The 25,080-nt window shown below is 67.6% G+C and carries 23 protein-coding genes and 1 tRNA gene; 3 read left to right on the top strand and 21 right to left on the bottom strand.

The genetic code is table 11. The features are described from left to right. Positions 1–82 precede the first annotated feature (82 nt). The 16 genes from ACUWEX_RS06190 to ACUWEX_RS06115 all read right to left on the bottom strand — a co-directional run bounded on the left by ACUWEX_RS06190 (position 83) and on the right by ACUWEX_RS06115 (position 19,048). The gene (locus tag ACUWEX_RS06190; RefSeq protein ID WP_445997443.1) at positions 83–775 is read right to left on the bottom strand and encodes a GntR family transcriptional regulator; all 693 of its coding nucleotides are present in this window, start codon (positions 773–775) and stop codon (positions 83–85) included. 15 nt (positions 776–790) lie between these two features. Beyond that, complete coding sequence (locus tag ACUWEX_RS06185; RefSeq protein WP_445997610.1) at positions 791–2,236, bottom strand: aminopeptidase P family protein; 1,446 nt, start codon at positions 2,234–2,236, stop codon at positions 791–793. A gap of 143 nt (positions 2,237–2,379) precedes the next feature. Further along, positions 2,380–3,855, bottom strand: coding sequence for an alpha/beta fold hydrolase (locus ACUWEX_RS06180; RefSeq protein ID WP_445997442.1), 1,476 nt, complete (start codon positions 3,853–3,855; stop codon positions 2,380–2,382). Between the two features lie 4 nt (positions 3,856–3,859). Further along, positions 3,860–4,711, bottom strand: coding sequence for an ABC transporter ATP-binding protein (locus ACUWEX_RS06175; RefSeq protein ID WP_445997441.1), 852 nt, complete (start codon positions 4,709–4,711; stop codon positions 3,860–3,862). Continuing rightward, positions 4,708–5,613 carry an ABC transporter ATP-binding protein gene (locus ACUWEX_RS06170; RefSeq protein ID WP_445997440.1) on the bottom strand — a complete coding sequence of 302 codons (906 nt, stop codon included), beginning with the start codon at positions 5,611–5,613 and terminating at the stop codon, positions 4,708–4,710. The genes ACUWEX_RS06175 and ACUWEX_RS06170 overlap by 4 nt, the downstream gene beginning before the upstream one ends. Further along, the gene (locus ACUWEX_RS06165; protein ID WP_445997439.1) at positions 5,610–6,605 is read right to left on the bottom strand and encodes an ABC transporter permease; all 996 of its coding nucleotides are present in this window, start codon (positions 6,603–6,605) and stop codon (positions 5,610–5,612) included. The genes ACUWEX_RS06170 and ACUWEX_RS06165 overlap by 4 nt, the downstream gene beginning before the upstream one ends. Beyond that, a complete protein-coding gene (locus ACUWEX_RS06160; protein WP_445997438.1) occupies positions 6,605–7,564 on the bottom strand; it encodes an ABC transporter permease in 960 nt (319 codons plus the stop codon). The genes ACUWEX_RS06165 and ACUWEX_RS06160 overlap by 1 nt, the downstream gene beginning before the upstream one ends. Positions 7,565–7,651: 87 nt before the next feature. Beyond that, positions 7,652–9,349, bottom strand: a complete 1,698-nt coding sequence (locus ACUWEX_RS06155) for an ABC transporter substrate-binding protein (protein WP_445997437.1) — start codon at positions 9,347–9,349, stop codon at positions 7,652–7,654. A 6-nt stretch (positions 9,350–9,355) separates the two neighbouring features. Next, on the bottom strand, positions 9,356–11,455 hold the full coding sequence (locus ACUWEX_RS06150; protein ID WP_445997436.1) for a glycoside hydrolase family 127 protein: 2,100 nt from the start codon (positions 11,453–11,455) through the stop codon (positions 9,356–9,358). A 229-nt stretch (positions 11,456–11,684) separates the two neighbouring features. Continuing rightward, positions 11,685–11,756, bottom strand: a tRNA-Gln gene (locus ACUWEX_RS06145). A 72-nt stretch (positions 11,757–11,828) separates the two neighbouring features. Beyond that, positions 11,829–12,755, bottom strand: coding sequence for an NAD(P)/FAD-dependent oxidoreductase (locus ACUWEX_RS06140; RefSeq protein WP_445997435.1), 927 nt, complete (start codon positions 12,753–12,755; stop codon positions 11,829–11,831). Then, entirely contained in the window at positions 12,752–14,272 is a 1,521-nt protein-coding gene (gltX, locus tag ACUWEX_RS06135) for a glutamate--tRNA ligase (RefSeq protein WP_445997434.1), read from the bottom strand. Before gltX ends, ACUWEX_RS06140 begins: the two co-directional genes overlap by 4 nt. 39 nt (positions 14,273–14,311) lie before the next feature. Beyond that, complete coding sequence (locus ACUWEX_RS06130; RefSeq protein ID WP_079727295.1) at positions 14,312–15,070, bottom strand: fumarylacetoacetate hydrolase family protein; 759 nt, start codon at positions 15,068–15,070, stop codon at positions 14,312–14,314. 53 nt (positions 15,071–15,123) lie between these two features. After that, positions 15,124–16,233, bottom strand: a complete 1,110-nt coding sequence (locus ACUWEX_RS06125) for a branched-chain amino acid aminotransferase (protein ID WP_445997433.1) — start codon at positions 16,231–16,233, stop codon at positions 15,124–15,126. Between the two features lie 85 nt (positions 16,234–16,318). Then, complete coding sequence (locus ACUWEX_RS06120; RefSeq protein ID WP_445997432.1) at positions 16,319–17,377, bottom strand: 3-isopropylmalate dehydrogenase; 1,059 nt, start codon at positions 17,375–17,377, stop codon at positions 16,319–16,321. Positions 17,378–17,518: 141 nt separating this feature from the next. Continuing rightward, positions 17,519–19,048, bottom strand: coding sequence for an MFS transporter (locus ACUWEX_RS06115; RefSeq protein WP_445997431.1), 1,530 nt, complete (start codon positions 19,046–19,048; stop codon positions 17,519–17,521). 135 nt (positions 19,049–19,183) lie between these two features. Here ACUWEX_RS06115 and ACUWEX_RS06110 point away from each other — a divergent pair, with 135 nt between their 5' ends. Continuing rightward, on the top strand, positions 19,184–19,726 hold the full coding sequence (locus ACUWEX_RS06110; RefSeq protein ID WP_143785343.1) for a TetR/AcrR family transcriptional regulator: 543 nt from the start codon (positions 19,184–19,186) through the stop codon (positions 19,724–19,726). A gap of 100 nt (positions 19,727–19,826) precedes the next feature. Continuing rightward, complete coding sequence (locus ACUWEX_RS06105) at positions 19,827–20,075, top strand: DUF6458 family protein (protein ID WP_445997430.1); 249 nt, start codon at positions 19,827–19,829, stop codon at positions 20,073–20,075. A 149-nt stretch (positions 20,076–20,224) separates the two neighbouring features. Here the strand turns inward: ACUWEX_RS06105 and serA are convergent, their stop codons facing one another. Beyond that, a complete protein-coding gene (serA, locus tag ACUWEX_RS06100) occupies positions 20,225–21,820 on the bottom strand; it encodes a phosphoglycerate dehydrogenase (RefSeq protein WP_445997429.1) in 1,596 nt (531 codons plus the stop codon). A 123-nt stretch (positions 21,821–21,943) separates the two neighbouring features. Here serA and ACUWEX_RS06095 point away from each other — a divergent pair, with 123 nt between their 5' ends. After that, positions 21,944–22,336 carry a DoxX family protein gene (locus tag ACUWEX_RS06095; RefSeq protein ID WP_234990985.1) on the top strand — a complete coding sequence of 131 codons (393 nt, stop codon included), beginning with the start codon at positions 21,944–21,946 and terminating at the stop codon, positions 22,334–22,336. Between the two features lie 6 nt (positions 22,337–22,342). On the opposite strand, the gene ACUWEX_RS06090 is transcribed toward ACUWEX_RS06095, so the two are convergent. The 4 genes from ACUWEX_RS06090 to ilvN all read right to left on the bottom strand — a co-directional run bounded on the left by ACUWEX_RS06090 (position 22,343) and on the right by ilvN (position 25,079). Continuing rightward, a complete protein-coding gene (locus tag ACUWEX_RS06090) occupies positions 22,343–22,780 on the bottom strand; it encodes a hypothetical protein (RefSeq protein ID WP_445997428.1) in 438 nt (145 codons plus the stop codon). Continuing rightward, entirely contained in the window at positions 22,780–23,331 is a 552-nt protein-coding gene (locus tag ACUWEX_RS06085) for a hypothetical protein (protein ID WP_079727288.1), read from the bottom strand. The genes ACUWEX_RS06090 and ACUWEX_RS06085 overlap by 1 nt, the downstream gene beginning before the upstream one ends. A 127-nt stretch (positions 23,332–23,458) precedes the next feature. Continuing rightward, the gene (gene ilvC, locus ACUWEX_RS06080) at positions 23,459–24,484 is read right to left on the bottom strand and encodes a ketol-acid reductoisomerase (RefSeq protein WP_445997427.1); all 1,026 of its coding nucleotides are present in this window, start codon (positions 24,482–24,484) and stop codon (positions 23,459–23,461) included. Between the two features lie 85 nt (positions 24,485–24,569). After that, positions 24,570–25,079, bottom strand: coding sequence for an acetolactate synthase small subunit (gene ilvN / locus ACUWEX_RS06075; protein WP_445997426.1), 510 nt, complete (start codon positions 25,077–25,079; stop codon positions 24,570–24,572). Position 25,080 lies beyond the last annotated feature (1 nt).

Genomic DNA, 25,080 nt, shown 5'->3' with positions numbered 1-25,080 from the left:
TCTGTCTTCTCAGTAATATGTCACACATTTACTCGACGTGCACCCGTTTTCACCGGAATGACTCCGAGGTGTAACGCGCGCGTTACAAGACCGCGAGGTCGTCCTCGACCGTCTCGGCCCGGCCCGACCACCAGCCGAGCGCGTGATGGATGTGCCGGTGCATGAGAGCGCCCGCGGATTCGGCGTCGCCGTCACCCAGATAGCCGAGCAATTCGTGGTGTTCGGCGGCCGACTCGCTCAGGCGATCGCTCTCGAGCATGGCCGCCAGACCCACGAGCCGCGTGCGGCTGCGCAGGTCGGACACCATCTCGGTGAGCAGCGGATTGCCGAGCAGAGCCGTCAACTCGCGGTGGAAGACCTGGTCGGCCTCGAGGTAGGCCTTCAGGTCGCCCGTCTGCGCACCCGCGACGATCGCATCGGCGCGCGCCGCATGCTCGCTAGCCTCGTCGCGAAAACCCCGGCGCGCCAGCTCCTCCATGGCGGGAGGCTCGAGCAGTTGCCGCACCTCGACGATCTGGCGCAGGTGCTCGTCGCTCACGGCCGTCACCCGGAACCCCTTGTTGCGCACCGACTCGACGAAACCGCGCTTCTCGAGATCGAGCATGGCCTCGCGCACGGGCGTCGCCGACACGCGGAACTGCACGGCCAGCGTGGGCACCGACACGAGGGTGCCGGGCGCCAGTTCGCCCGAGATGATGGCGGCCGACAGCGTTTTCTCGACCTGCGCGCGCAGGCTCGCCGGTTGCTCAGCTCGGTGGAGCGACGTGATGGTCACGGTGCATTTCCCCTCTCAGCCCGCCGTGCGGGAGCCGGTCGGGGCGGCGCGGTGTCGACGCATCCATTCTTCGATTCCGGACGCGTCGATGGGAAGCGCCTCCGACAAGACGTCGGACCCCGACGGTGTTACGAGAATATCGTCCTCGAGGCGCACACCGATGCCCCGCAATTCGGGGGGCACGGTCTCGTCGAACGAATGGAAGTAGAGGCCTGGTTCGACGGTCAGCACCATGCCGGCCTGCATCGTCGAACCCTGGTAGGCGTCGTAGCTCGACTTCGCGCAGTCGTGCACGTCGAGACCCAGGTGGTGGCCGATGCCGCAGACCAGGTAGCGGCGGTGCTGCTGGCCCTCGGCGCTCAACGCTTCGTCGACCGACACGGGCAGGAGCCCCCAGTCGTCGAGGCCCCGCGCGATGACCTCCATGGCGGCCGTGTGGAAGTCGGTCCAGGCGCGTCCCGGGCCCACGGCGGCGAGGCCCGCGCGGTGCGAACGCTCGACGAGGTCGTGAACGGCGCGCTGTTCGGGGCTCCAGGTGCCCGAGACGGGGAACGTGCGTGTGACATCCGCCGTGTAGAGGGAGCGCGCCTCGACGCCCATGTCGAGCAGGATGGCCTCGCCCTCGTTCACGTCGCCGTCGCAGCGCACCCAGTGCAGCGTCGGGGCGTGCGCGCCCGAGCCCACGATGGTCGAATAGCCCACGCCGTTGCCGTGCGTGCGCGCGTGGCGGTCGAACGTGCCCTGCAGCCAGCGTTCCCCGCCGCCCGCGATGGCCTGGTCGAACTGACCGACGACGGCATCGAAACCGCCGACCGTGGCGTCGATGGCGTGGCGCAATTGGCCGAGCTCCCAGTCATCCTTGATCATGCGCAGTTCGGACAGCGTCTGCCAGAGGGCGGCGGATGCCTGAACCCCCGTCAGCGCCTCGTGCACGTGCGCCCCCGCCAGCGTGGCAAGAACATCGCGCTCGCCGGCCAGGTCGGCGTCGAGCGACGCGAGATCGCGCACCGTAACCTGCAGCGCCTCGGCCCAGTCGCCGAAGCCGGGAGCCGAGCCCACCCACAGTTCGCCGTGGGCGGCGTCGGCGAAGAAACCGGTCTCACCGGGGTAGGCCGGGGCGGGAACGTAGAGCACGGCGTCGTGGCCGCTCCCCCGCGCGAACAACACGACGACGGCATTCTCGGCCGTGCAGCCCGTGAGCCAGAAGAAGTTGCTGTCGGGGCGGAACTCGTAATAGGCGTCGTTGCTGCGCACGGGCGCGCGTCCCGCGGCGACAACGAGGGTGCGGCCCGGGAACGCGCCCGACAGGCGTTCGCGGTGCTGGGCGGATGCGGCGGCCACACCATCGACGGTCGGCGGCGTGCGGTCGGGGGTGCCCCAGCCGGTGGCCATGAAATCTCGGAACGCCGGGACCTGGGTGAGCCGGGGCAGGCGCGGATCCTTCGTCGCGGGGGCCGGCATCGACGACGCGGTGGCGGATGCTTCGGCGGGGGCTTGCCCGGTCAGTGCCGCTTCTGGGGTCGTCGTGTCGGCCGTTGTCGTCTCGGCGGCCGTCGTATCGGCCGTTCTCGTCTCAGCTGCTGTTGTCTCAGCCGTCTCGTCGCTCATCGCGTCTCCTCGTTCGTCGCCGTCGTTGGCGCTGTCGGTGTCGGTGTTGCCTCGGTTGCCGGTTCTGCCGCATCCGTCACGGTCACTGTGCCTACGACGCGCGCCATCGTCTCGGACGTCGCCTCGTCGGCGAGCGCCCCACCTCGTTCGGCGATCATCTGCCGCAACCGCGGGAACACGCGCGGCGAACCGATGCCGTCATGCTCGTACTCGTTCGTCACCCAGGCGTGCGCATTGCCGACGTGCGCCACGGTTTCGAGCTGCAGCCCCGCGTCGACATACATGTCGTCGTAGTACACGGCGGCGGCGAGCGGAACCTCGTTGGCGGCCAACCGGTCGAGGTCGTAGAGCGGCTCCCAATCGGTGCGCTCGGCCAGCAGGTTCACGGCGTCGGCGAAGGGTCGCAGCGCGCGGATCTCGTCGAACATCCAGGGGTACATCATCTCGCCCGTGAAGGTGAGGGGCCGGGCCGTTTCGGCGAACTCGGGCCGTGTGTCGCGTTCGGCCTGCGCCGCCCAACCGGTGGCTCCCGACGACGCCTGCCCGTAGATGCTCTCTTGCAACGCCGCGAACAGCGGGTTGTCGTCATAGGAGGACCGCGCCAACACCTGCGCCAGGAACGTCTCGGTGAGCCCCGTCTCGGTGCGGTCGTCGAGCGCCTCGTCGACGAGCCAGTGCATGCGCTCGTATCCGGGCTTCATGCCGAAGTCGATGCCGAGGCTCTGGAAGCGCCGCACGGTCAGCACATCGCCGTCGGGCAGCTTCACGTCGCCGCCGGCCAAGCGGTCGGCGATCCGCGCCACCTGGTCGACGTCGTGCGGGTAGCGGTCGTAGAACTCGGCGTTCTTGGCGACCACGCGCGGGTAGGTGCGGCGATACACCTCGCGCGCATCGGGTCGGATGCTCGCGAGTCCGCCGGTCACATGGCTGGCGCTGAGGCCTTGCGGCGCCTGCGAGAGGTAGGTGAGCGTGAGGAATCCGCCATAGCTCTGGCCGAGCGTCTGCCAGCGCCGTCCGCCGTAGAGCGTCTGGCGCAGGTGTTCGGCGTCTTTCACGATCGAGTCGGCGCGGAACATCGACAGGTAGGCGGCCTGTTGCTCGGCCGTGCCGCGGGCGCGCAGGATGCCGCCCTCGATGCGCGTGCTCCGCCCCGTGCCGCGCTGGTCGAGCAGCAGCACGCGGTAGGACTTGAGCGCCTCACCGATCCACCCATCGGGTCCCGTCGGCCGGGGGCCTTTCCCTCCGGGGCCGCCCTGCAGGTAGACGAGCACGGGCAGGTCCTCGCGCTGCCGCACGGGGTCGACGAGCTCGCGGGCGAAGAGCGTGATCGTTTCGCCGCCCGTGTGGCCCGCCGCATCCGCCCGCCAGTCGAGGGGAACGGGCACGGCATGATCGGTGACCCGGATGCCGGGAATCAGGTAGCTCGTCGAGGTGCCGGAGGTGCCGGTCGTGCCGGCTGCGCTGGTCGTCATCGTCTCACTCTGCCAGTTCTTCGGCCAGGATCATCTCGGCGCGGCGACGCTCCCACTCGGGGTCGATCGTCGGAACCGCGCGCAGCAGATCTTTGGTGTATTCGTGTTGGGGGTTGTCGAAGATCTGCTCGCGATCGCCCTGTTCGACGATCTTGCCCTGCGTCATGACGGCCACGCGGTCGGCGATCTGTCGCACGACGGCGAGGTCGTGCGCGATGAAGATGTAGCTGAGCCCGAGTTCGGATTGCAGGTCGCGCAGCAGCGTGATGACCTTGGCCTGCACCGACACGTCGAGCGCCGAGACGGCCTCGTCGCACACCACGATCTTGGGGTTGACGGCGAGCGCGCGGGCGATGCCGATGCGCTGGGCCTGCCCGCCCGAGAATTGGCCGGGGTATCGCTGCACGTGGTCGGGGTTGAGGCCTACGCGGTCCATGAGGTCGCGGGCGAGCTTCGTGTAGCCCTGCGGCGCCTTGACGCCCTGGTAGACGAGCGGCGCCGTGATGAGCTTCTCGACGGTGTGGCGCGGGTTGAGCGAGGAGAACGGGTCTTGGAAAACCACCTGCACGTCGCTGCGGAAGGACTTGAGCGCCGCACCCTTGGCGCGTGAGACATCCTCGCCTTCGAAGAGCAGCGAACCGCGCGTGATGTCGAGCAGTTTGGCCGCCATGCGAGCGGTCGTCGACTTGCCCGACCCCGATTCGCCCACGATCGCGAGCGTCTTGCGCGCCGGTACCTCGAACGAGACGTCGTCGACGGCCACGAACGTGCGCTTGCCGGCGATGAACGCGCCGTCACCGCGGGTAGTGAACTGCTTCGTCAGCCCACGGGCCTCGAGCAGCGGTGTCTCGCTCATCGCACACCCCCGTCCCGGGCGACGCCCAGCTCTTCGAACGGATCGTCGATGCGCGGCAGGGCGTCGAGCAGCGCCCGCGTGTAGGGATCGCGCGGATTCGAGAAGATCTCCTCGGCCGTGCCGAACTCCACGGGGTCGCCGTTCCGCATGACCAACACGTCGTCGGCCACCTGGCTCACGACGGCGAGGTCGTGGGTGATGAACACCATGCCCATTCCGGTCTCCTTCTGCAGCGTCTTCAGCAGGCTGAGGATCTGCGCCTGCACGGTCACGTCGAGCGCCGTGGTCGGTTCGTCGGCGATGAGCAGATCGGGTTCGAGGCACAGCGCCATCGCGATCATGATGCGCTGACGCATACCGCCCGAGAACTGGTGCGGGTAGTGGTCCACGCGTCGCGCGGCGTCCTTGATCTGCACCCGTTCGAGCGCCTCGACGACCACCTGGCGGGCGGCCTTGCGCGTGCCGCCGCGGTGCGTGCGATACGCCTCCTCGATCTGCAGCCCCACCGTGTAATAGGGGTTGAGCGAGGACAGCGGGTCTTGGAAGACCATGGCCATGCGCTCGCCGCGGATCTTGCGGTACTCCCGCTCGGGCAAACCGAGCAGTTCTCCGCCGCCGAGCGCGATGCTGCCCTGCGTCACGCCGTTCGAGGGCAAGAGGCCCATGATCGCGAGCGAGGTCATCGACTTGCCCGATCCCGACTCGCCGACGATGCCGACCGTTCGGTTGCGTTCCACCTGGAACGAGATCTTCTTGACGACATCCGTATCGCCCGACGAGGTCGGGAACGTGACGGTGAGGTCGCGCACCGACAACAGCGGGGCGTCTGAGGGTGCGGCATCCGCCTGGCGTCGCCGGGCACGGAACGACCCGGTCGGCGTCTTCTCGATGTGTTCGCTCATCGTGACTTGATCCTCACTCGGGGGTCGAGCGCCGTGTAGGCGAGGTCGACGACCACGTTGCCCACCACCACAAAGGCGGCGGCCAGCAATGTGACGCCCAGGATGACCGGCTGATCGTTTTTCGAAATCGAGTCGGCCGCGAGCTTGCCCACACCGTTCAGGCCGAAGACCGTCTCGGTGATGAGCGCGCCGCCGAGCAGCCCGGCGAAGTCCATGCCGAACAGCGTGACCACGGGGGTCAGCGACGGGCGCAGGGCGTGGCGGCGCAGGATGAGGCCGGTCGGCAGGCCCTTGGCACGGGCCGTGCGCATGAAGTTCTCGCCCAGGGTGTCGATGACGTTGGCGCGCACGAGGCGGGCGTACATCGACGCATAGGCGAGGGCCAGAACCATCCACGGCATCAGGTAGGACGCGAACCAGAGGCCCGGGTCGTCGCCGAAAGCCACGGCGGTCGGGAACGGCAGGATCTGCAGCTGCACCACGAGCACGTATTGCAGGATGAGGGCCACGAAATAGTTCGGCAGGCTGATGCCGGCGAGCGCGACCATCATGGCGCCGCGGTCCCACCAGGTGCCCTGCTTGACGGCGCTGAGCAGGCCGCCCGAGACACCCACGAGCAGCCACAGGATGGCCGCGCCGATCGCGACGGTGGCCGAGACGGGCAGGCGGCTCGTGATCATGTTGAGCACGGACTCGTTGGTCTGGAAGCTGTAGCCGAGGCACGGGGCCGCGCACGAGATCGCCGAGGCGCCCTCGCCATAGGTGCGGCCGACGAACAGCCCCTGCAGGAACTGCCAATACTGCGCCCAGAACGGCTGGTTGAGTCCGAGGTTCTCGCGAATCTGGTCGATGCGCTCGGGGGTGCACGTCTTTCCGCAGATCTGCACGGCCGGGTCGGGCGACAGAACGAAGAAGATGACGTAGGTGAACAGGCTGATCAGCAACAGAATGCCGATCGCGGCGAGCACGCGCCGCACGAGATAGAGCACCATCAGGCAGCATCCCCCGCATCGATTGCTTTGCGCAGGTGGTCACCGAAGACGGTGAACGACAGCACGGTGAGGAACAGGAACATGCCCGGGATCACGAAGAACATGGGGTCGACCGTGTACCAGCCGACCGAGGTCGCGATCATCTGGCCCCAGGAGGGCGTGGGCGGGATGACGCCGACGCCGAGGAATGACAGGCCGGCCTCGGTGCCGATGTATCCCGGCACGGCCAGCGTGGCGATGACGATGATCGTGCCCCTCAGGTTGGGCAGGATCTCGCGGAACACGATGCGGGCCCCCGACGCGCCGGATGCCTGGGCGGCCTCGACGAATTCGCGGTTGCGCAGCGACATCGTCTGACCGCGGATGACGCGAGCGGTGTATGGCCATCCGAAAATGCTCAGCACCAGCACGAGCAGCACGGGCCGGTTGCCGGCGGGGAGGGCCGAGAGGAGGGCGATCATGAAGATGAGGGACGGGAAGGCCATGAGAAAATCCATGACGCGCGAGATGATCTGGTCGACCCAGCCGCCGTGGTAGCCGGCCAGCATGCCGAGAACGACGCCCACCGTGGTGGTGACGACCGTGGCCGAGGCGGCGATGAGCAGCGAGACCTGGGCGCCGTAGGCGATGCGCGCGAAGATGTCGCGGCCGTTCTGCGGTTCGACGCCGAACCAGTGCTGCGCGCTGATGCCGCCGAGGTCACCCTTCGGGATGCCGCCGAGGTCGGAGTCGATGGCCGACGAGTCGAATGTGTAGGGCCCCCAGCCTGTGATCGCGGACAGCCACGGCGCGAAGACCGCGAGCAGCACGACGAAGGCGAGGAAGGAGACCGAGAGCACGACCGCCGGGGAACGGCGTAACTCGCGGATGACGCGGCGGGCGGGTGTGGGGGCGCCGCCCGTCGAGGGGCCGCCCTTCTCCCCCGCCTCGACGGCGAGATCGCTCGGGACTGTCGACATGTGAACCGTCTTTCGTAGTTTCTGTCGGAGTGTGAGGTCCCGCGGGGCCGGCGGGCGTTCAGCCGGCCGGCCCCGCGGGGCGAGAGGTTACTTCTTCGGGTCGGAGAGACCGACCGACACGAAGTCGATGCCACCGGAGAACGCGGCGTCGGAGTAAGCCCCCGCGACACCCTCGCCGACGACCATCACGGCCTTCTCGAACAGCAGCGGAACGGTCGGGGCCAGCTTGGCGATCTGCTCGTCGAGCGCACCCCAGGCCTTGTTGGCCTCGTCGGCGTCGGTCATGGCGTAGATCTCGTCGATCTTGGCGTTGACGTCGGCGTCGTCCAGCTGGGCGATGTTCGAGTTGCCCTTCTCATAGATCTGGCGACCGTCGAACAGCGGCGGCAGGAACGTGGAGCCCGACGCCCAGTCGGGGCACCAGCCGGTGATCGCGGCGTCGTGCTGCTGCGACGTGGTTCCGATGACCTCGTAGTAGGTCGCCGAGTCGATCAGGTTCAGCTCGACCGTGATGCCGGCCTTCGAGAGGGCCTGCTGCACGGCTTCGGCCTGCGCCTGCATCTTCGGCTGCGAGCGGATGTCCATGGTCATGGTGAATCCGTCGGGAAGGCCGGCCTCGGCCAGCAGTTCCTTGGCCTTCTCGGGGTCACCCTTCGAGTCCTTCGACGCGTACAGGTCGAAGTCGGTCTGGCCGGCGACGGTCGGGGGCAGCATGGTGGTGGCGACCTCGGCCAGCTGCGAGCCGCCCGTGGCATCCTTCACCGACTGCTTGTCGATGGCGTAGTTGATGGCCTGGCGCACGAGCGGGTTGTCGAGGTTCGGCTTCGTCGTGTTGAGGCCCATGTAGGTGGTGCAGCCCTGCACGCCCGAGATGGTGCGATCCTTCAGGGCGGGCGTCTGGATGCGGGCGATGGACGAGGCCTGAACGGTGCCGGCGATGGCATCCTTGTCGTTGCCCTGGCCGGCGATCATGCGCTCGTCGATGGTGGAGGCGTCGAGGCCGAACGTGAAGTCGAAACCGTCGGGGTAGGCGGCGCGCACGTCGTCGGTCTTCTTGTCCCAGTTCTCGTTGCGTTCGAGCACGAGCTTCGAACCGCGCTGGTAGCTGGCGACCTTGTAGGGGCCGGAGGAGATGGGCTGCTGGTCGAGCGACGTCGTCGTGACGTCGGCGTCGGCGGGGAAGGGCGTGAAGACGTTCTGCGCGGCGGCCGACGGGAAGTCGGCGAACGGGCGGTTGAGCTTGAACGTGATGGTCTTGTCGTCGGGGGTGACGATCGAGTCGAGATCGCCCGTGATGTAGGGGCCCTCGTAGCCGTCGGTGTCGGCGAGCAGCAGCTTGGCGTAGGGCGAGCCGATCGAAAGCGCCGGGTCGAAGGAGCGCTCGACGCCGAACTTCACGTCGGCCGAGGTGATGGGCGAGCCATCCTCGAACTTCACGCCGTCCTTCAAGGTGAACGTCCACTCGGTGGCGTCCTCGTTGGGCGTGCCCAGGTCGGTGGCGAGGTCGGGCACGATCTCGGTGCCCTTCGCGCCCTCACCGACGCCCGTGGTGGTGAGCTGGCGGTAGATCAGGCGGTAGAAGTTGTTGACGCCGCCGTCGAAGCCCATGGTCGGGTCGAGGTGCGAGAAGTCGGCGTTCTGCAGGACGTAGAGCGTGCCGCCCTCTTTCGGCGTGCCGCTGACGCCTGAGCCGCCCCCGGTGGAGGCGCCCCCTCCGCCCGTGCAGGCGGTGAGCGCCAGGGTGGCGGCGAGGGCGAGCCCGGCCGCTGCGTAGCGTTTCTTCATGGGTGTCTACTTTCGTTCGGTGGTAACGGAAGGGATGTCGCGGCGCAGCCAGACCCGCATGGTGAGCGGCTCTCGGTTACCCCAGAGGTAGTACGGGATGAGCGCCAGCTGGGTGGGCGACGCGTCGGGGGTGGCGGCGGATGGGTTGACCGTGCCAGCGGATGCTGCGCGGCCGGACGTCAGCTCGGGATAAAGCTCGGAATCAGCACGGGTCGCGGCGATCGTCGCGGGCAGGACGATGGCAACCGCCTGAGTCTCGGCGTGACCGTCGAGATCGGTCGGCACGACCCGAGCCCGGCTCACGTCGTCCACGCTCACCACGATGTCGTCGAGCGGCGCCTCGTTGTCCTCCTGCTCGGCGGCGAAGACGAGCGGGCCGCGCGCGATGGCGATCGCTCCCCGCGTGCCGTCGACGGCCGGGTGCGAACCGTGGGCCCGAACAGGCATGTCGAGGTGCAGCTCGACGCTGTCGCCGACGGCCCACTCGCGCTCGACGCGCAGCCAGCCATCGGCGGTCGCGGCGCCGGCAGCTGGGTTCTCGCCGTTTACGGTCACGGTGGCCGAGTGGCACCAGGCCGGCACGCGCAGGGCGAGGGTCCGTGACGCACCCTCACTCGCGTTCACGGTCAGGCGGATGTCGCCCTCGAACGGGTACGCCGTCTGCATGTCGAGGCTGAGGCCATCCGAGTCGATGTTCGCGGTCGTGTACTGGCCGATGAACAGCGTGTTCTCGTCGGTGCCCACACCGGTGGTGGCGACGTAATCTTGCAGCTCCGACATCCAGCGCACGATGTTGGGCGGGCAGCACGGGCACACGAACCAAGCGCGGCGCAGGATCTCGCCGTCGGGTTCGGCGCCGGTGCGCTGCTGGTGGTCGGGGCGGCGCTGCAGCGGGTTGTCGTAGAAGAAGGCGCAGCCGTCGCTCGAGAGTCCGGCGGCGTAGGCGTTGTAGAGCACGGTCTCGAAGGCGTCCAGGTAATGCGTGTCACCCGTGGCCAGGTGCAGGCGCCACGCCCACTGCATGGTGGCGATGGCGGCGCAGGTCTCGCTGTAGGACCGTTCGGACGGCAACTCGAAGCGGTCGCCGATGGCCTCGTCGGAGTGCCGGCTGCCGAGCCCGCCCGTGATGTAGAGCTTGGTGCGGCTCATATCCCGCCACAGACGCTCGGATGCTTCGAGCAAGGTTTCGTCGCCGTTCTCGAGCGCGACATCGGTCGCCCCGGCGGCCAGATAAGCCATTCGCACGGCGTGCCCGGTCACCGAGTCCAGCTCACGGAACGGCGCGTTGTCCTGGAAGTATTCGGCCGGGAACACGCGGAGTTCGACCGTGCCGTGCCCGCGCCGGTCGACCAGCAGCTCGGCCAACGTGAGGTAGTCGCGGTTGCCGGTCTCGCGGAACAACTCGACGAGCGCCATCTCGGCCTCGGGATGTCCGTCCACGGCGTTCTGCCCGTCGGGCCCGAGCTTCCGCACCGCCAGGTCGGCGAACCGGCTCGCGATGTCGAGCAGTCGCCGGTCCCCCATCTGCCGGGATGCCGCGACCGCCGCCTGAATCAGGTGACCCAGGTTGTAAAGCTCGTGTCCCCAGGCCAGGTCTTCCCACGGCTGCTTGTCCACGGTCTCGGCCTGGAAGTAGGAGTTGAGGTAGCCGTCGTCTTGCTGCGCCGATTCGAGCAGCGTCACGGCTTCCTCGAAGAAGTCTGTCGTCTCGGCGGCGGCCTCGCCGCGGCCGATCTCATAGGCGATTCCCTCGAGCGTCTTGAACACATCCGTGTCGAGGAACGGATAGCGCCCGCGATACTCAGTCGGCGCAGCGCCCTGGGCCTCGCGCTCACTGGCCACGGGCGAACCGGGCTGAGCAACGGCCCGCAGATTGTCGAGGTTTCCTGCCGCCCGAACCTCACGAATGGTGTGATGGATGGTGCGGCTGCGGTTCCTTTCCTGCCACACGCCCCACAGCCCATCGCCGCCGAGCCGCACGTTCGCGGTTCCCAACGGCCGCCGCACGCCGCGTTTCGTCCGCACCGCGCTCACGCCCTGCACCCCGCCGGGACGCTCAGATGCATCGCTCGCGGCGGGTGTTTCGACGACAACATTGTCAGTCATATCCAGGTCAGGCCTTTCTGTACCGTGTGACACATTACTGTACCCCAGTTCCTCGCGTTCGGTAGTGGGTGACACATTACCCTCGCCGAAAGCGCATTCTGCGCCCCGAAACAAACCCTTAACGCAACGGCAACAGAGCGGTCTCGTGACCCCCGCGGCCGATTGTTCGCTTCGGGCGCGGGCGTTTTGGGCAACAAAAAAGCCCCCGCCGAAGCGGAGGCTTTTACTGCTGGGGTACCTGGACTCGAACCAAGAACAACTGAACCAGAATCAGTCGTGTTGCCAATTACACCATACCCCACGGGCCTCGGATAACTCCTCGGCACGAGTATCGACTTTACCCTAGGGAACGGGCCGACACCAAACTGACGCGCTACCGTTTTGCGTGAATCGCGTCCGCCAGGATCGCTGCCGAGACTTTCGCCCCAGCGCCGGCGGCCACGATGAGCTGCTGCGGGCCGGGCGGCGTGATGTCCCCGGCGGCATAGACGCCCGGGAGCGAGGTGCGGCCGACGCTGTCGATGCGCACGAGTCCGTCGTCGTCGCGGTCGAGCGGCAGGGCTGCGAGGTAGTCGAGCGGCGCCGTCCACACGGGGCGGATGAAGCCGGCGCGGATGTCGAGCGCGGTGCCGTCGTCGAGCGTGATGCCCGTCATGCCGGTGCGGTCACCCGTGATCTCGGCGATGGGTCGGCGCTCGACCGTGACACCGGCCGCGAGGAGAGTTTCTTCGCCGACGACGCTCAGCGCGACATCCGACCCGTTGGTGAAGGCCGTGACGGTGTCGCTCCAGCTCGTGAGGAGCAGTGCACGCTCGGCGAGGTCGTCGGTTTCGCCGATCATGGCGAGCGGCTGGTCACGCTTGTCGTAGCCGTCGCATTCGAGGCAGCTGTGCAACGCGGTGCCGTAGTAGGAGCGGATGCCCTGGATGCGCGGCAGCGTCTCGGCGAGACCCGCCGTGACGACGACGCGGCGGGCAGTGACGTCGCGGTCGGCACTCCCCCGCACACCGGATGCCCGGACACGGAAGTGTTCGTCTTCCTGTTCGACGCTCGACACGAGCGCGAACTGGATCTCGGCCTCGGCATAACTCGAGACTTCGTCGCGGGCGAGCTGGCGCAGGTCGAGCGGCGAGACGCCGTCGCGCGTGAGGAAGCCGTGCGAGACGAGCGTGGCGGAGTGACGCGGGCGGTTGCTGTCGAGGACGAGCGTGCGCTTGCGGGCCCGAACGAGGTTGAGCGCGGCAGATAGACCGGCCGGCCCTCCCCCGATGACGACGACGTCGTACTCGGGCGCGCTCATGAGGCGTGCGAGGCGGCCAGCGCCTCCAATCGGGCGAGGGTGTCTTCCTTGCCGAGGATCTCCATCGACTCGAACAGCGGCGGCGAGACGCGGCGGCCCGAGATCGCGACGCGCAACGGACCGTAGGCGATGCGCGGCTTGAGCTCGAGACCTTCGATGAGCGCGCCGGCGAGCACGCTCTGCAGGCGCTGGGTGGCCCAGTCGGCGTCGTCGATGCCCTGGAGTGCGCCGATGGCGGCCTGCAGCACCTCGCCCGTGTTGACGGGCAGGCTCTTGGCGGCGTCGGCCTCGATGACGAGGTCGGAGGTCTTGGTGTAGAGGAAGCCGAGCATGCCGGGGGCCTCGCCGAGCAGGCCGATGCGCTCCTGGATGAGCGGCGCGGCCTGGTCGAGGATGTGCTTCTCGCGATCGCCCAGGGGCACGTTCACGAGGTCGGCCTCGACGAGGTAAGGCACGGTGCGCTCGGCGAAGTCGTCGACGTCGAGCTGGCGGATGTGGTCACCGTTGATCGATTCGGCCTTCTTCAGGTCGAAGCGCGCGGGGTTGGGCAGCACGTCGACGACGTCGAACGCGGCCACCATCTCGTCGATGCTGAACACGTCGCGGTCGCCGGTCAGCGACCAGCCGAGCAGCGCCAGGTAGTTGATGAGGCCCTCGGGGATGAACCCGCGGTCGCGGTGGTGGAACAGGTTGGACTCAGGGTCGCGCTTCGAGAGCTTCTTGTTGCCCTCGCCCATGACGTAGGGCAGGTGACCGAAGCGCGGGATGGCGGCGGCCACTCCGATGTCGATGAGCGCGTGGTAGAGCGCGATCTGACGCGGGGTCGACGACAGCAGGTCTTCGCCGCGCAGCACGTGGGTGATGCCCATGAGCGCGTCGTCGACCGGGTTGACGAGCGTGTAGAGAGGGTGGCCGTTGGGGCGCACGACGACGAAGTCGGTGAACGACCCGGCGGGGAAGGTGATCTCGCCGCGCACGAGGTCGTCGAACGACAGGTCGGTGTCGGGCACGCGCAGACGCAGCGCGGGCTCGCGGCCTTCGGCACGGAACTCGGCGCGCTCGGCCTCGGTGAGATCGCGATCGAAGTTGTCGTAGCCGAGCTGTTTGGCGCGACCGTTGGCCTCGTTGCGCGCGTCGATCTCTTCGGCATTGGAGTAGGACTCGTAGACGTGTCCAGAAGCCTTCAGCTTCTCGATGACCTCGAGGTAGATGTCGGTGCGCTCAGACTGACGGTAGGGGCCGTGCGGGCCGCCCACGTCGATGCCCTCGTCCCAGTCGAGCTTCAACCAGCGCAGCGCCTCGACGATCTGGCCGTAGCTCTCTTCGCTGTCGCGCGCCTGGTCGGTGTCTTCAATGCGGAAGACGAGCTTGCCGCCCGTGTGGCGCGCGTAGGCCCAGTTGAAGAGGGCGGTGCGCACGAGGCCGACGTGCGGGGTGCCGGTCGGCGAAGGGCAGAACCGGACGCGAACGTCGGCGCCGGTGGCGGTGGTCACGGGGTGCGTAGTGGTGTCAGACATCGTCGCCAATCCTACCGGGCCAGGCTGGTCGTCGGCCGGTCAGGCGACCGGGTTGGACAGCGTGCCGATGCCCGTGACCTCGACGTCGACGCGGTCGCCCGAGACGATCGGCCCGACCCCCGCGGGCGTGCCCGTGAGGATGATGTCGCCCGGCAGGAGCGTGAACACGGCGGACGCGTATTCGATGATGTCGGCGACCGAGTGGATCATGTCAGACAGGGGCGCCTGCTGACGCACCTCGCCGTTCACGCGGGTGGTGATGGTGGCGCCGCCGAGCGCGAACTCGGTCTCGATGACGGGCCCGACGGGGCAGAACGTGTCGAACCCCTTGGCGCGGGCCCACTGGCCGTCGGCCTTCTGCAGGTCACGGGCCGTGACGTCGTTGGCGATGGTGTAGCCGAAGATGACGTCGGCGGCGTCGGCGTGCTTCACGTTTTTCGCCACGCTGCCGATGACGATCGCCAGCTCGCCCTCGTGCTCCACCTGCTGCGACTGCGGCGGCAACACGATGCGGTCGTTGGTGCCGATGACCGACGTGTTGGGCTTGAGGAACAGCAGCGGCGCCTCGGGGGCTTCTCCGCCCATCTCCTTGGCGTGGTCGTGATAGTTCTTGCCCACCGCGACGACCTTCGAACGCGGGATGGCCGGGGCCAGCAGCACGGCGTCGGCGAGCGGCACGCGCTCCCCCGTCGTGTCGAAGCCGGCGAACATGGGGTCGCCGGCGAGCACGACGATGTCGGACTCGTCGACGATGCCGAAGTTGATGCTGCCGTTGTGGCTGAAACGTGCGATCTTCACGAAAGTTCTCCTCGTGGTTGTGTCGTCAAAAGGTGAGTGGCCGAACGCCGGGCTCAGGCGTCGAGGCGCGTGAGCCAGCCGTGGCGGTCGGGCAGGCGGCCATACTGGATGTCGGTGAGCTCCTGGCGGATGGCCATGGTCAGCTCACCCGCGGGCGCCTCGGAGTCGCCGATGGTGAAGTCGGGCGTCTTCAGCTGGGCAATGGGGGTGACCACGGCGGCCGTGCCGCACGCGAACACCTCAACGATCTCGCCGGCTTCGGAGTCGCGCTTCCATTCTTCGAGCGAGAAGCGACGCTCCTCGACCGTGTGGCCGCGGTCTTTCGCGAGCTGGATGATGCTGTCGCGCGTGATGCCCTCGAGGATCGACCCCGTGAGAGCGGGCGTGACAAGCGTGCCGTCTTTGTAGACGAAGAACACGTTCATGCCACCGAGCTCGTCGACGTATTTACCCTCTTCGCTGTCGAGGAAGAGCACCTGCGCGCAGCCGTTCTCGTAAGCCTCGGCCTGGGGCAGCAGCGACGACGCGTAGTTGCCGCCGCACTTGGCCGCACCCGTTCCGCCCTTGCCGGCGCGCGAGTACTCGGTGGACAACCAGATCGACACGGGCTTCACACCGCCCGTGAAGTAGGCGCCGGCGGGGCTGGCGATGACGTAGTAGCCGACCTTCTGCGCGCTGCGCACGCCGAGGAACGACTCGTTGGCGATCATGAACGGGCGCAGGTAGAGGCTCGTCTCGGGGGCATCGGGCACCCACTGGCCGTCGGCCGCGATGAGCTGCTTGATCGACTCGACGAAGTCGTCGACGCCGAGCTCGGGCAGGGCGAGGCGACGGGCCGAACGCTGCAGGCGCTCGGCGTTCTTCTCGGGGCGGAACGTGTAGATCGAGCCGTCGGCGTGACGGTAGGCCTTCAGGCCCTCGAAGATCTCCTGCGCATAGTGCAGCACGGATGCCGCGGGGTCGAGCATGAGCGGGCCGTAGGGCGTGACGCGCGCGTCGTGCCAGCCGGTCTCGATGTCCCAGTCGATCTGCACCATGTGGTCGGTGAAGTGCTTGCCGAAACCGGGGTCGGCGAGGATGATCTCGCGCTCGGCCTCGGCGCGTGCGGCGCTCGAGGGGTGGTGGGTGAAGCTGAGGGGGAACGTGGTTTCTGCGGTGGTCATGATGTGTCCTCTGGTGGATCGGTCGGGGCGCGAGGCCCGAGATCAATGTGTGCGGGCAGCGCCCGACGAGTCAGTTGCCGTCGATTCAGCTGGCAGAAGCGAGCCGCTCGACGATGGCGTCGCCGACCTGGGTCGTGGTGCGGGCCTCGGCGCCGCGGTCGGCGATATCGGCCGTGACGGCCTCGTTCACGAGTCGCGCCTCGTCGGCGAGCCCGAGGTGCTCGAGCAGGAGCGCGACCGACAGGATCGCAGCCGTGGGGTCGGCCTTCTGTTGCCCGGCGATGTCAGGAGCGGACCCGTGAACCGGCTCGAACATGCTGGGGAAGCTGCCGCTCGGGTTGATGTTGCCGGAGGCCGCCAAACCGATGCCACCCGAGATTGCGCCCGCGAGGTCGGTGAGAATGTCGCCGAAGAGGTTGTCCGTGACGATGACGTCAAACCTAGCAGGGTCGGTGACGAGGAAGATCGTGGCGGCATCGACGTGCAGGTAGTCGACCGTGACCGCCGGGAATTCGGCGGCAACCTCGTCGACGACGCGCTTCCACAGCCCACCCGCGAAGGTGAGGACATTGGTCTTGTGCACGAGCGTGAGCTTGGAGCGACGGGCCGCCGCGGCCTCGAAGGCGTAGCGCACGACGCGCTCGACGCCGTAAGCCGTGTTGACCGAGACCTCGTTGGCGATCTCGGCGGGCGTGCCCTGGCGGATCGTGCCGCCGTTGCCGACATAGGGACCCTCGGTGCCCTCGCGCACGACGACGAAGTCGACGTCGCCGTGCTCGGCCAGGGGGCTCTTGACGCCCGGGTAGATCTTGGTGGGCCGCAGGTTGACGTAGTGGTCGAGGCTGAACCGCAGCTTGAGCAACAGCCCGCGCTCGATGTTGGCCCCCGCCAGGCGCGGGTCGCCCGGCGTGCCGCCGACCGCGCCGAGCAGGATGGCGTCGTGCGCGGCGATTGCCGCGAGATCGTCGTCGGTGAGCACGTCGCCCGTCTCGAGGAAACGGCCGGCGCCCAGCGAATAGTGGGTCTGCTCGAACACGACGTCACCCGACGCCGTCACCGCCTCGAGCACCTTGATCGCCTCTGCGACGACCTCGGGGCCGATGCCATCACCGGGGATGACTGCGAGTGAAACGGTGCGCGACATGGGGCTCCTGCCTTCAGAAGTTGAGTGCTCTCAGCCTATCGCCGCGGTTCGGGCGGGATCGAGCGCACCCGCCGATCTGTGGAGGGAGAAGCATCCCTGGTGCCTGTGGAGAACGATCTGCGCCCCCAGAGGCGAGGCGGTCTAGCGCACGCGGCGCAGGCTGGTCGCCGCGACCACGCCGGCGGCCACGATGAGCGCGACGCCGATCCAAGCCGCAACGCCCACACCGCTGTCGAAGGCGTGTCGGGCCGAATCGAGGAGGGCGGCTGCGGCATCCGCCGAAACCTGACCGGCCACCGAGACGGCGCCACCGAGCGTTTCGCCCGCGGCCATGCGCTGCGCCTCGCTGAGACCAGAGGGCAGAACAACGTTGGCCCGGTAAGACGCCGTGAGGATCGTGCCCAGGATCGCGGTGCCGAGAACGGCGCCCAACTCGTAAGCCGTCTCGGAAACTGCGGATGCCGCGCCCGCCTTCTCGACGGGCGCACTCGCGATGATGAGCTCGTTCGAGACCGTCTCGGCCGCGCCGATGCCCACGCCCAGCGCGATGAACGCGAACGCGAGTCCCGCCGCCTGGATGTTTCCGCCCGACAAGGCGACCGCCGAATAACCCGCCGCGGAAATCACCAGTGCCACCGGAATGACGATGCTCGGCCGCACGCGTTTCGCGATTGGCACGATGACCAGCCCCGCGATGATCATCGCCACGAGACCCGGAAGCAACGTGAGTCCGGCCTGGAGGGGCGCGAGGCCCAACACCAGCTGCAGATGCTGGGTCACGAAGAACAGTCCGCCCACGAACGCGGTCACGCTCAGCAGGTTGACGCCGACCGCGCCGCTGAACGATCCACGCGTGAACAGCGTCATGTCGAGCATGGGTGTCTCAACCCGGCGCTGGCGACGCACGAAGAGGAACCCGGAGACGAGGCCCACGACGATGGCGACGATACCCAGCGGATCAGCACCTTTCTCGGCGATCGACTTGATGCCGAAAACGATGGGCAACATGGTGAACAGCGACAGCAGGATGCTCGGCACATCGATGCGCCCGGGGTGCGGGTCTTTCGACTCGGGCACCAGGAGCGGCGCGAGGATGACCAACGGGATGAGCACGGGCACCGCGAGCAGGAACACCGAACCCCACCAGAGGTTCTGCAGGAGCAGGCCGCCGACGATAGGGCCGAGCGCGCTGCCCGCCGCGAACCCGGAGGCCCACACCGCGATGGCCATGCGGCGCTGATCGCGGTCGAGGAAGATGCTGCGCAGAAGCGACAGCGTTGAGGGCATGAGCATGGCGCCGAAGAAACCGAGCGCCGCGCGGGCCCCGATCAACGCCTCGGCGCTGGGGGCGAAGGCCGCGAAGATCGACACGCCCGCGAACCCCACCGAACCGATGAGCAGCAGCTTGCGGCGCCCGATGCGGTCGCCGAGCGAACCCATCGACACGAGCAGACCCGCGAGCACGAGCGGGTAGATGTCGACGATCCACAGCAGGCCGGTGCCGCTCGGACGCAGCGTCTCGGAGATCTGCGGCAGCGCGAAGTTCAACACCGTGTTGTCGACCGAGACGAGCAGCACCGGCAGCATGAGCACGGCCAGCGCGAACCACTCTCGAACGCCGGCGCGGGGAACGACGGTGGATGAATCGAGGGTATGGGTGGTGCGTGACACGAGAGCTCCTCGCCGCACAAAGCGGCAATCTGGGTGTGGATGGAAAGCAAAAAGGCCGACGTCAACGCCGACCAGCTCATTTACTATACCGACTGGACGGTACAAAGGTCAATCGATAACGAGTACGATCGGGTCATGAGCAAACCCGCCGGCACCCGCGAACGCCTGCTCGACGCCTATGAAGAGCTGCTCATCGAGCACGGCGAACGCGGCGCCACCCTCGACGCCGTCGCCCACCGCGCCGACGTGTCCAAGGGCGGCCTGCTCTACCACTTCGGCTCGAAGGATGCTCTCACCCAGGGCCTCGTCGAACGCCTGCAACGCCTCACCGACCACGACGTCGAAACCATGCGGCAGGCGCCCGGCGGGCCCGTCGATTACCTCATCCGCACCTCGATCAACACGAACTCGCCGCTCGACGGGGCGATCACGGCCGTGGCGCGTCTGGCTCAGACATCCGCCCCGCGTGTCAGCGAGGCCCTGGCCGAGATGCGTCAGAAGTGGCTCGACCTCATTCTCGAAACGGTTCCGGATGCCGCGACCGCCCGTGCCATCGTGCTCATCAGCGATGGGCTCTACTACAACTCGGCCCTGCTGGGTGTCGGTTTCGACTCGGGCGAGGTCACGCAGGCCGATCTCGACGACCTCGTGCGCGTCGTGCGGCGGCTCACCGACTGACCGAGTGCCGCCGCGGCGCCCACGCGCCGTGCAACCCCTACCTCCGGGGCTCGCGCACGCCCTATGCTGTGGCCATCGCCGTCTACAGAAGGAGCTCCCCATGAGTCTCGGTGCAGGTATTTTCACATTCGTCGTCGGAGCCATCCTCGCGTTCGCCGTCAACATCACGGTTCCGTGGGTTGACCTGCGGATGGTCGGCTACATCCTGATGGGTGCCGGCTTCATCGTCATCATCATCGGCATCGCCCTGCTGGCCCGCAAGCGCACGTCCGTCACCACCACGCGCGAGGGCATCGACCCCGTCACCGGTGCCCGCGTTCGCCAGTCGGAGCGCGACGACAGCATCTAGGTCGCATCTCGGTCGCGACAATCGCGCAATCACGTCGAGACGGGCTCATCGCCTCGATCACCGCGATCAGCCGCAACACACGCAGGCCCCCGTTCCGAGAACGGGGGCCTGCGTCGTAAGTGCGCCTGAGCGCCTTTACGTCAGTGCGCCTACGCCTCGGTGATGTCGATCTCGCGCAGCAGCGACGAGTCGATCACACGGGCGACATCGGCGAGGATGTCGTCGGTCACGGGCGAGTCGACGGTCAGAACCGAGAGCGCCTCTCCCCCGGCCTCGCGGCGCGCGATCTGCATGCCGGCGATGTTGATGCCGGCCTCGCCGAACTTCTGGCCGTAGACGGCGACGATTCCGGGACGGTCGGTGTAGACCATGACGATGTGGTGCGCCGCGATGGGCACCTCGACGTCGTAACCGTTGATCTCGACGACCTTCTCGATCTGCTTGGTGCCCGTCAGGGTGCCCGAGACCGATACCTGCGTGCCGTCGGACAGCGCGCCACGCAGCGTGATGAGGTTGCGGTATTCCTCGGACACCTCGTCGGTGATCTGGCGCACCTCGATGCCGCGCTGTTCGGCGAGCAGCGGCGCGTTCACGTAGGAGACCGACTCGGAGACGATGTTGGTGAAGATGCCCTTGAGCGCGGCGAGCTTCAGCACGCTCACGTCGTAGCCGGCGAGTTCGCCGCGCACTTCGACGTCGACGCTCGTGAGCGGCGACGAGGCGGCGAGGGCCGCGAAGACCTGGCCCAGCTTCTCGACCAGCGGGATGCCGGGGCGCACGTAGGGGTCGATGACGCCACCGGCCACATTGACCGCGTCTGGCACGAGCTCGCCGCCGAGGGCGAGGCGCACCGATTTGGCCACCGAGACGCCGGCCTTCTCCTGCGCTTCGTCGGTCGAGGCGCCGAGGTGCGGCGTGACGATGACGTTCTCGAGCGACAGCAGCTTCTGGTCGGTGGGCGGCTCGGAGACGAACACGTCGAGGCCGGCGCCGGCGATCTCACCCGAGACGAGCGCCTCGTAGAGGGCATCCTCGTCGATGAGGCCACCGCGGGCGACGTTGACGATGTAAGCGGACGACTTCATGAGCTTGAGCTGATCGGTCGAGATCATGCCCGTCGTCTCGGGCGTCTTCGGCATGTGGATGGTGATGAAGTCGGACTGCTGCAGAAGTTCGTCGAGCGTGACGAGCTGCACACCCAGCTGCTGGGCGCGCGCCGACGTGACGTAGGGGTCGTAGGCGATGACGTTGACGCCGAACGCCTGCAGGCGTGCCGTGATGAGCGCGCCGATGCGGCCGAGGCCGATGATGCCGAGTGTCTTCTCATAGAGCTCGGTGCCCGTGTACTTCGAGCGCTTCCACTGCCCCTGCGCCAGCGCGGCGTGCGCGGCGGGAATGTGGCGAGCGAGGCTCAGAATGTGGCCGACCGTCAGTTCGGCGGCCGAGATGATGTTGGATGTCGGAGCGTTCACGACCATGACACCCGCCGTGGTCGCGGCCTTGATGTCCACGTTGTCGAGCCCGACACCGGCGCGCGCGATGACCTTCAGCGACGGGGCCGCCTGGATGGCCTCGGCGTCGACCTTGGTTGCGGAGCGCACCAGGATGGCGTGGGCGTCGGCCAGGGCCTCGAGCAGCGCGGGGCGGTCGGTACCGTCCACCTGGCGGATCTCGAAGTCGGGGCCGAGCGCATCGACGGTGGCGGGTGAGAGTTCTTCAGCGATCAGCACGACCGGTTTTGACACGGGTGTTTCCTTCGGCTTGCGGGCGACGGGAGAGATCGCGCCACAGACGCCGGGGCGCGGATGCTTAAACCCTAGTGCAGCGCCCACACACGCCCGGCCGTGTGACGTGATGGAATGGCGACTATGACGATCGAGACCATCCAGTGGATCATCCGCATCCTGCTCGCGGCGGCATTCATCCTGATGGGTGTTCTGCACTTCGTTCCCGGCCCTGCCCGCGGGATGGCGGCGATGATCCCGGCGCCGCTGCGTTTTCGCAAACCGTTCGATCCGCGATTCCTCGTCGCCTTCACGGGCGTGTGCGAGATCGCGGGAGGTGTCGGTTTGTTACTTCCCGCGCTGCACACGCTCGCCGGCATCCTGCTGTGCGTTTTCCTCGTCGCCGTCTTCCCGGCGAACGCCTACGCGGCTCGGCGCCCCGAAAAGTTCGGCAAGCTGGCCACGCCACTCGTTCCGCGCCTCATCGGCCAGATCGTGTTCATCGGTCTGTGCGCGTTCGCGGCCTGGCCGCTCTAGCCGCGCTTAGGCGATGATGCTGGCGCTGGAGAAGAGCGTCACGATGCTGAGATACAGGGCCGAAGCCGCAGCCCAGCCGGCCACGTAGATCAGGATCTGCAGGAAGAATGCGCGGCGTCGCGCGATGAGGAACGCCGCCACGAAGAGCAGCACGGGCGCCAGCACGACGAGGATGAGCGACGCCCATCCGGTGCCCGTCACGGTCGTGTCGAGGCTCGCCGCGCCTTGCACGTTGAGCACAAGCCAGTCGAGACCCTCCCACACGTCGTAGGCGTAGAGCAGCCCGAAGATGACGGCCAGGGTGGTTGCTCCCCAACGGCGGCTGACACCTGACGTGGTGCGCGACGTGCCGGGACGCGTGGACACGGGTCCCGTCTGCACGTCTTTCGGCAGGATGGGGGCGCGTTTGCGGGCCGGCTCTCGCTCCGGTGTGGTGTCGCTCATCAGCGGGCTCCGATCACGAACGGCCAGGGGATCAGCACGAATGCGCCGACGATGAGGGCGAGCACGAACCAACGCGCCTGGCGCCCGCGCGTGGCGAAGAAGCTGGCGGCGAACCATAGTGGCGCGGCCGCGACGGCGAGCACCTGGCCCACCGTGAACATGAGCGTGCGCAGGCCGTCGGATGCTCCGGTGCCGATGCGCTGCACCGAAACGAACCAGCCGATCGTATAGAGAAGGAAGATTCCGCCCAGCACGCTGACGGCGATGAGCGCAACGGATGACATCTGCTCGCGCTGGGCCTCGGCCGGCGAGCTTTTCGCGGCACCGGGTGCCGGACCGGTTCCGGCGACTGCGGTCGTGTCGACGTCAGCATCCGGGCGGGCGGGCGCGGTCTCGGAGCGGACAGACCGGTTCGTCGTCTCTCCGGGCTGCACAGGCCGCGCGGGCTCTGCCTGCTCGTCAACGCGACGCTCGCCCACGTCGAGCGTGGGGTCGTCGTCGCCCGCCCAACTCAGGGCGTCATCGTCTGGTTGCGCCGGCTGCCTGCTCATTCCTTCAGGATACTCGCGCAACCTCGCCCCCTTCGCCCCTTGCGCCCGGCTTAAACACCGATGCGCCCGCACTCAGGCGGACGCATCGGTCAGAAACAACTAGCAACTAGCAACTAGCAACTAGCAACTAGCGTGCAACGCTGCCATCGGTGTAGTCATCGTCAGCGGAGTTCCACGCGAAGAGCTTGCGCAGTTCGCGACCGGTCTGCTCGATGGGGTGGCCTTCGCCCTTGGCGCGGAGTTTGAGGAATTCGGGGGCTCCGGCATCCTGGTCTTCGATGAAGCGCTTGGCGAAGGTGCCGTCCTGGATGTCGGACAGCACGGCCTTCATGTTTTCCTTGACGTCGGGGCTGATGACGCGCGGGCCCGAGACGTAGTCGCCGTATTCGGCCGTGTCGGAGATGGACCAGCGCTGCTTGGCGATGCCACCTTCCCACATGAGGTCGACGATGAGCTTCAGCTCGTGGAGCACCTCGAAGTAGGCGATCTGCGGCTGGTAGCCGGCCTCGACGAGGGTCTCGAAGCCGTACTGGACGAGTTGCGAGGTGCCGCCGCAGAGCACGGCCTGCTCGCCGAACAGGTCGGTCTCGGTCTCTTCGGTGAACGTGGTCTTGATGCCGCCGGCGCGCAGTCCGCCGATGGCGCGGGCGTAGGACCAGGCGATGTCCCAGGCCTTGCCCGAGGCATCCTTTTCAACGGCGACGATGACGGGAACGCCACGGCCGGCCTCGTATTCGCGGCGTACGGTGTGGCCGGGGCCCTTGGGGGCGATCATGATGACGTCGACGCCTTCGGGCGCTTCGATGTAGCCGAAGCGGATGTTGAAGCCGTGGCCGAAGACGAGCACCTTGCCGTCGGTCAGGTTGTCCTTGATCGAGTCGGCGTAGATGTGGCGCTGGTGCTGGTCGGGCGCGAGGATGACGATGACGTCGGCCCATTCGGATGCCTCGGCGACACTCTTGACGGTGAAGCCCTGCTCCTCGGCCTTGGCGATCGACTTCGAGCCTTCCTTGAGGCCGATGACGACCTCGACGCCGGAGTCGCGGAGGTTGAGCGCGTGGGCGTGGCCCTGCGAGCCGTAGCCGACGACGGCGACCTTCTTGCCCTGGATCAGGCTCAGGTCGGCATCGGCGTCGTAGAAGATCTCGGTCACGTGGTTTTCTCCTTGGATTCGTGTCGAGGATGCGCGAGCATCCTTCGTCTGTTCCGTCGGGCTGGCGGCCCGGCGGTGGTGGGTGTTAGTTCTTGTAGACGCGTTCGCTGATGGATTTGGGGCCGCGGCCGATGGCGAGCAGACCCGATTGGGCCATCTCTTTGATGCCATAGGGTTCGAGCACCTTGAGGAGCGCGTTGGTCTTGCCCGAGTCGCCGGTCACTTCGATGACGAGCGATTCGGTGGCCACGTCGACGACGCGGGCGCGGAACAGCGTCACGGCTTCGAGCACCTGCGACCGGGTGGTGTTGTCGACGCGCACCTTGATGAGCAGGTGTTCGCGTTGCACCGACTGGTCGTAGTCGAGTTCGACGATCTTGATCACGTTGATGAGCTTGTTGAGCTGTTTGGTGATCTGCTCGAGTGGCAGGTCTTCGACGTCGACGACGACCGTGATGCGGCTGAGGCCGTCGATCTCACTGGCGCCGACGGCGAGGGAGGTGATGTTGAAGCCGCGGCGGGCGAAGAGGCCGGCGACGCGGGTGAGGAGGCCGGGCTTGTCTTCGACGAGCAGGCTGAGCACATGGGTGGACACG

The sequence above is a fragment of the Okibacterium fritillariae genome, assembly GCF_052783725.1.
Note: the sequence above shows the minus strand (reverse complement) of the source record. Positions and strands in the feature narration are given on the sequence as shown.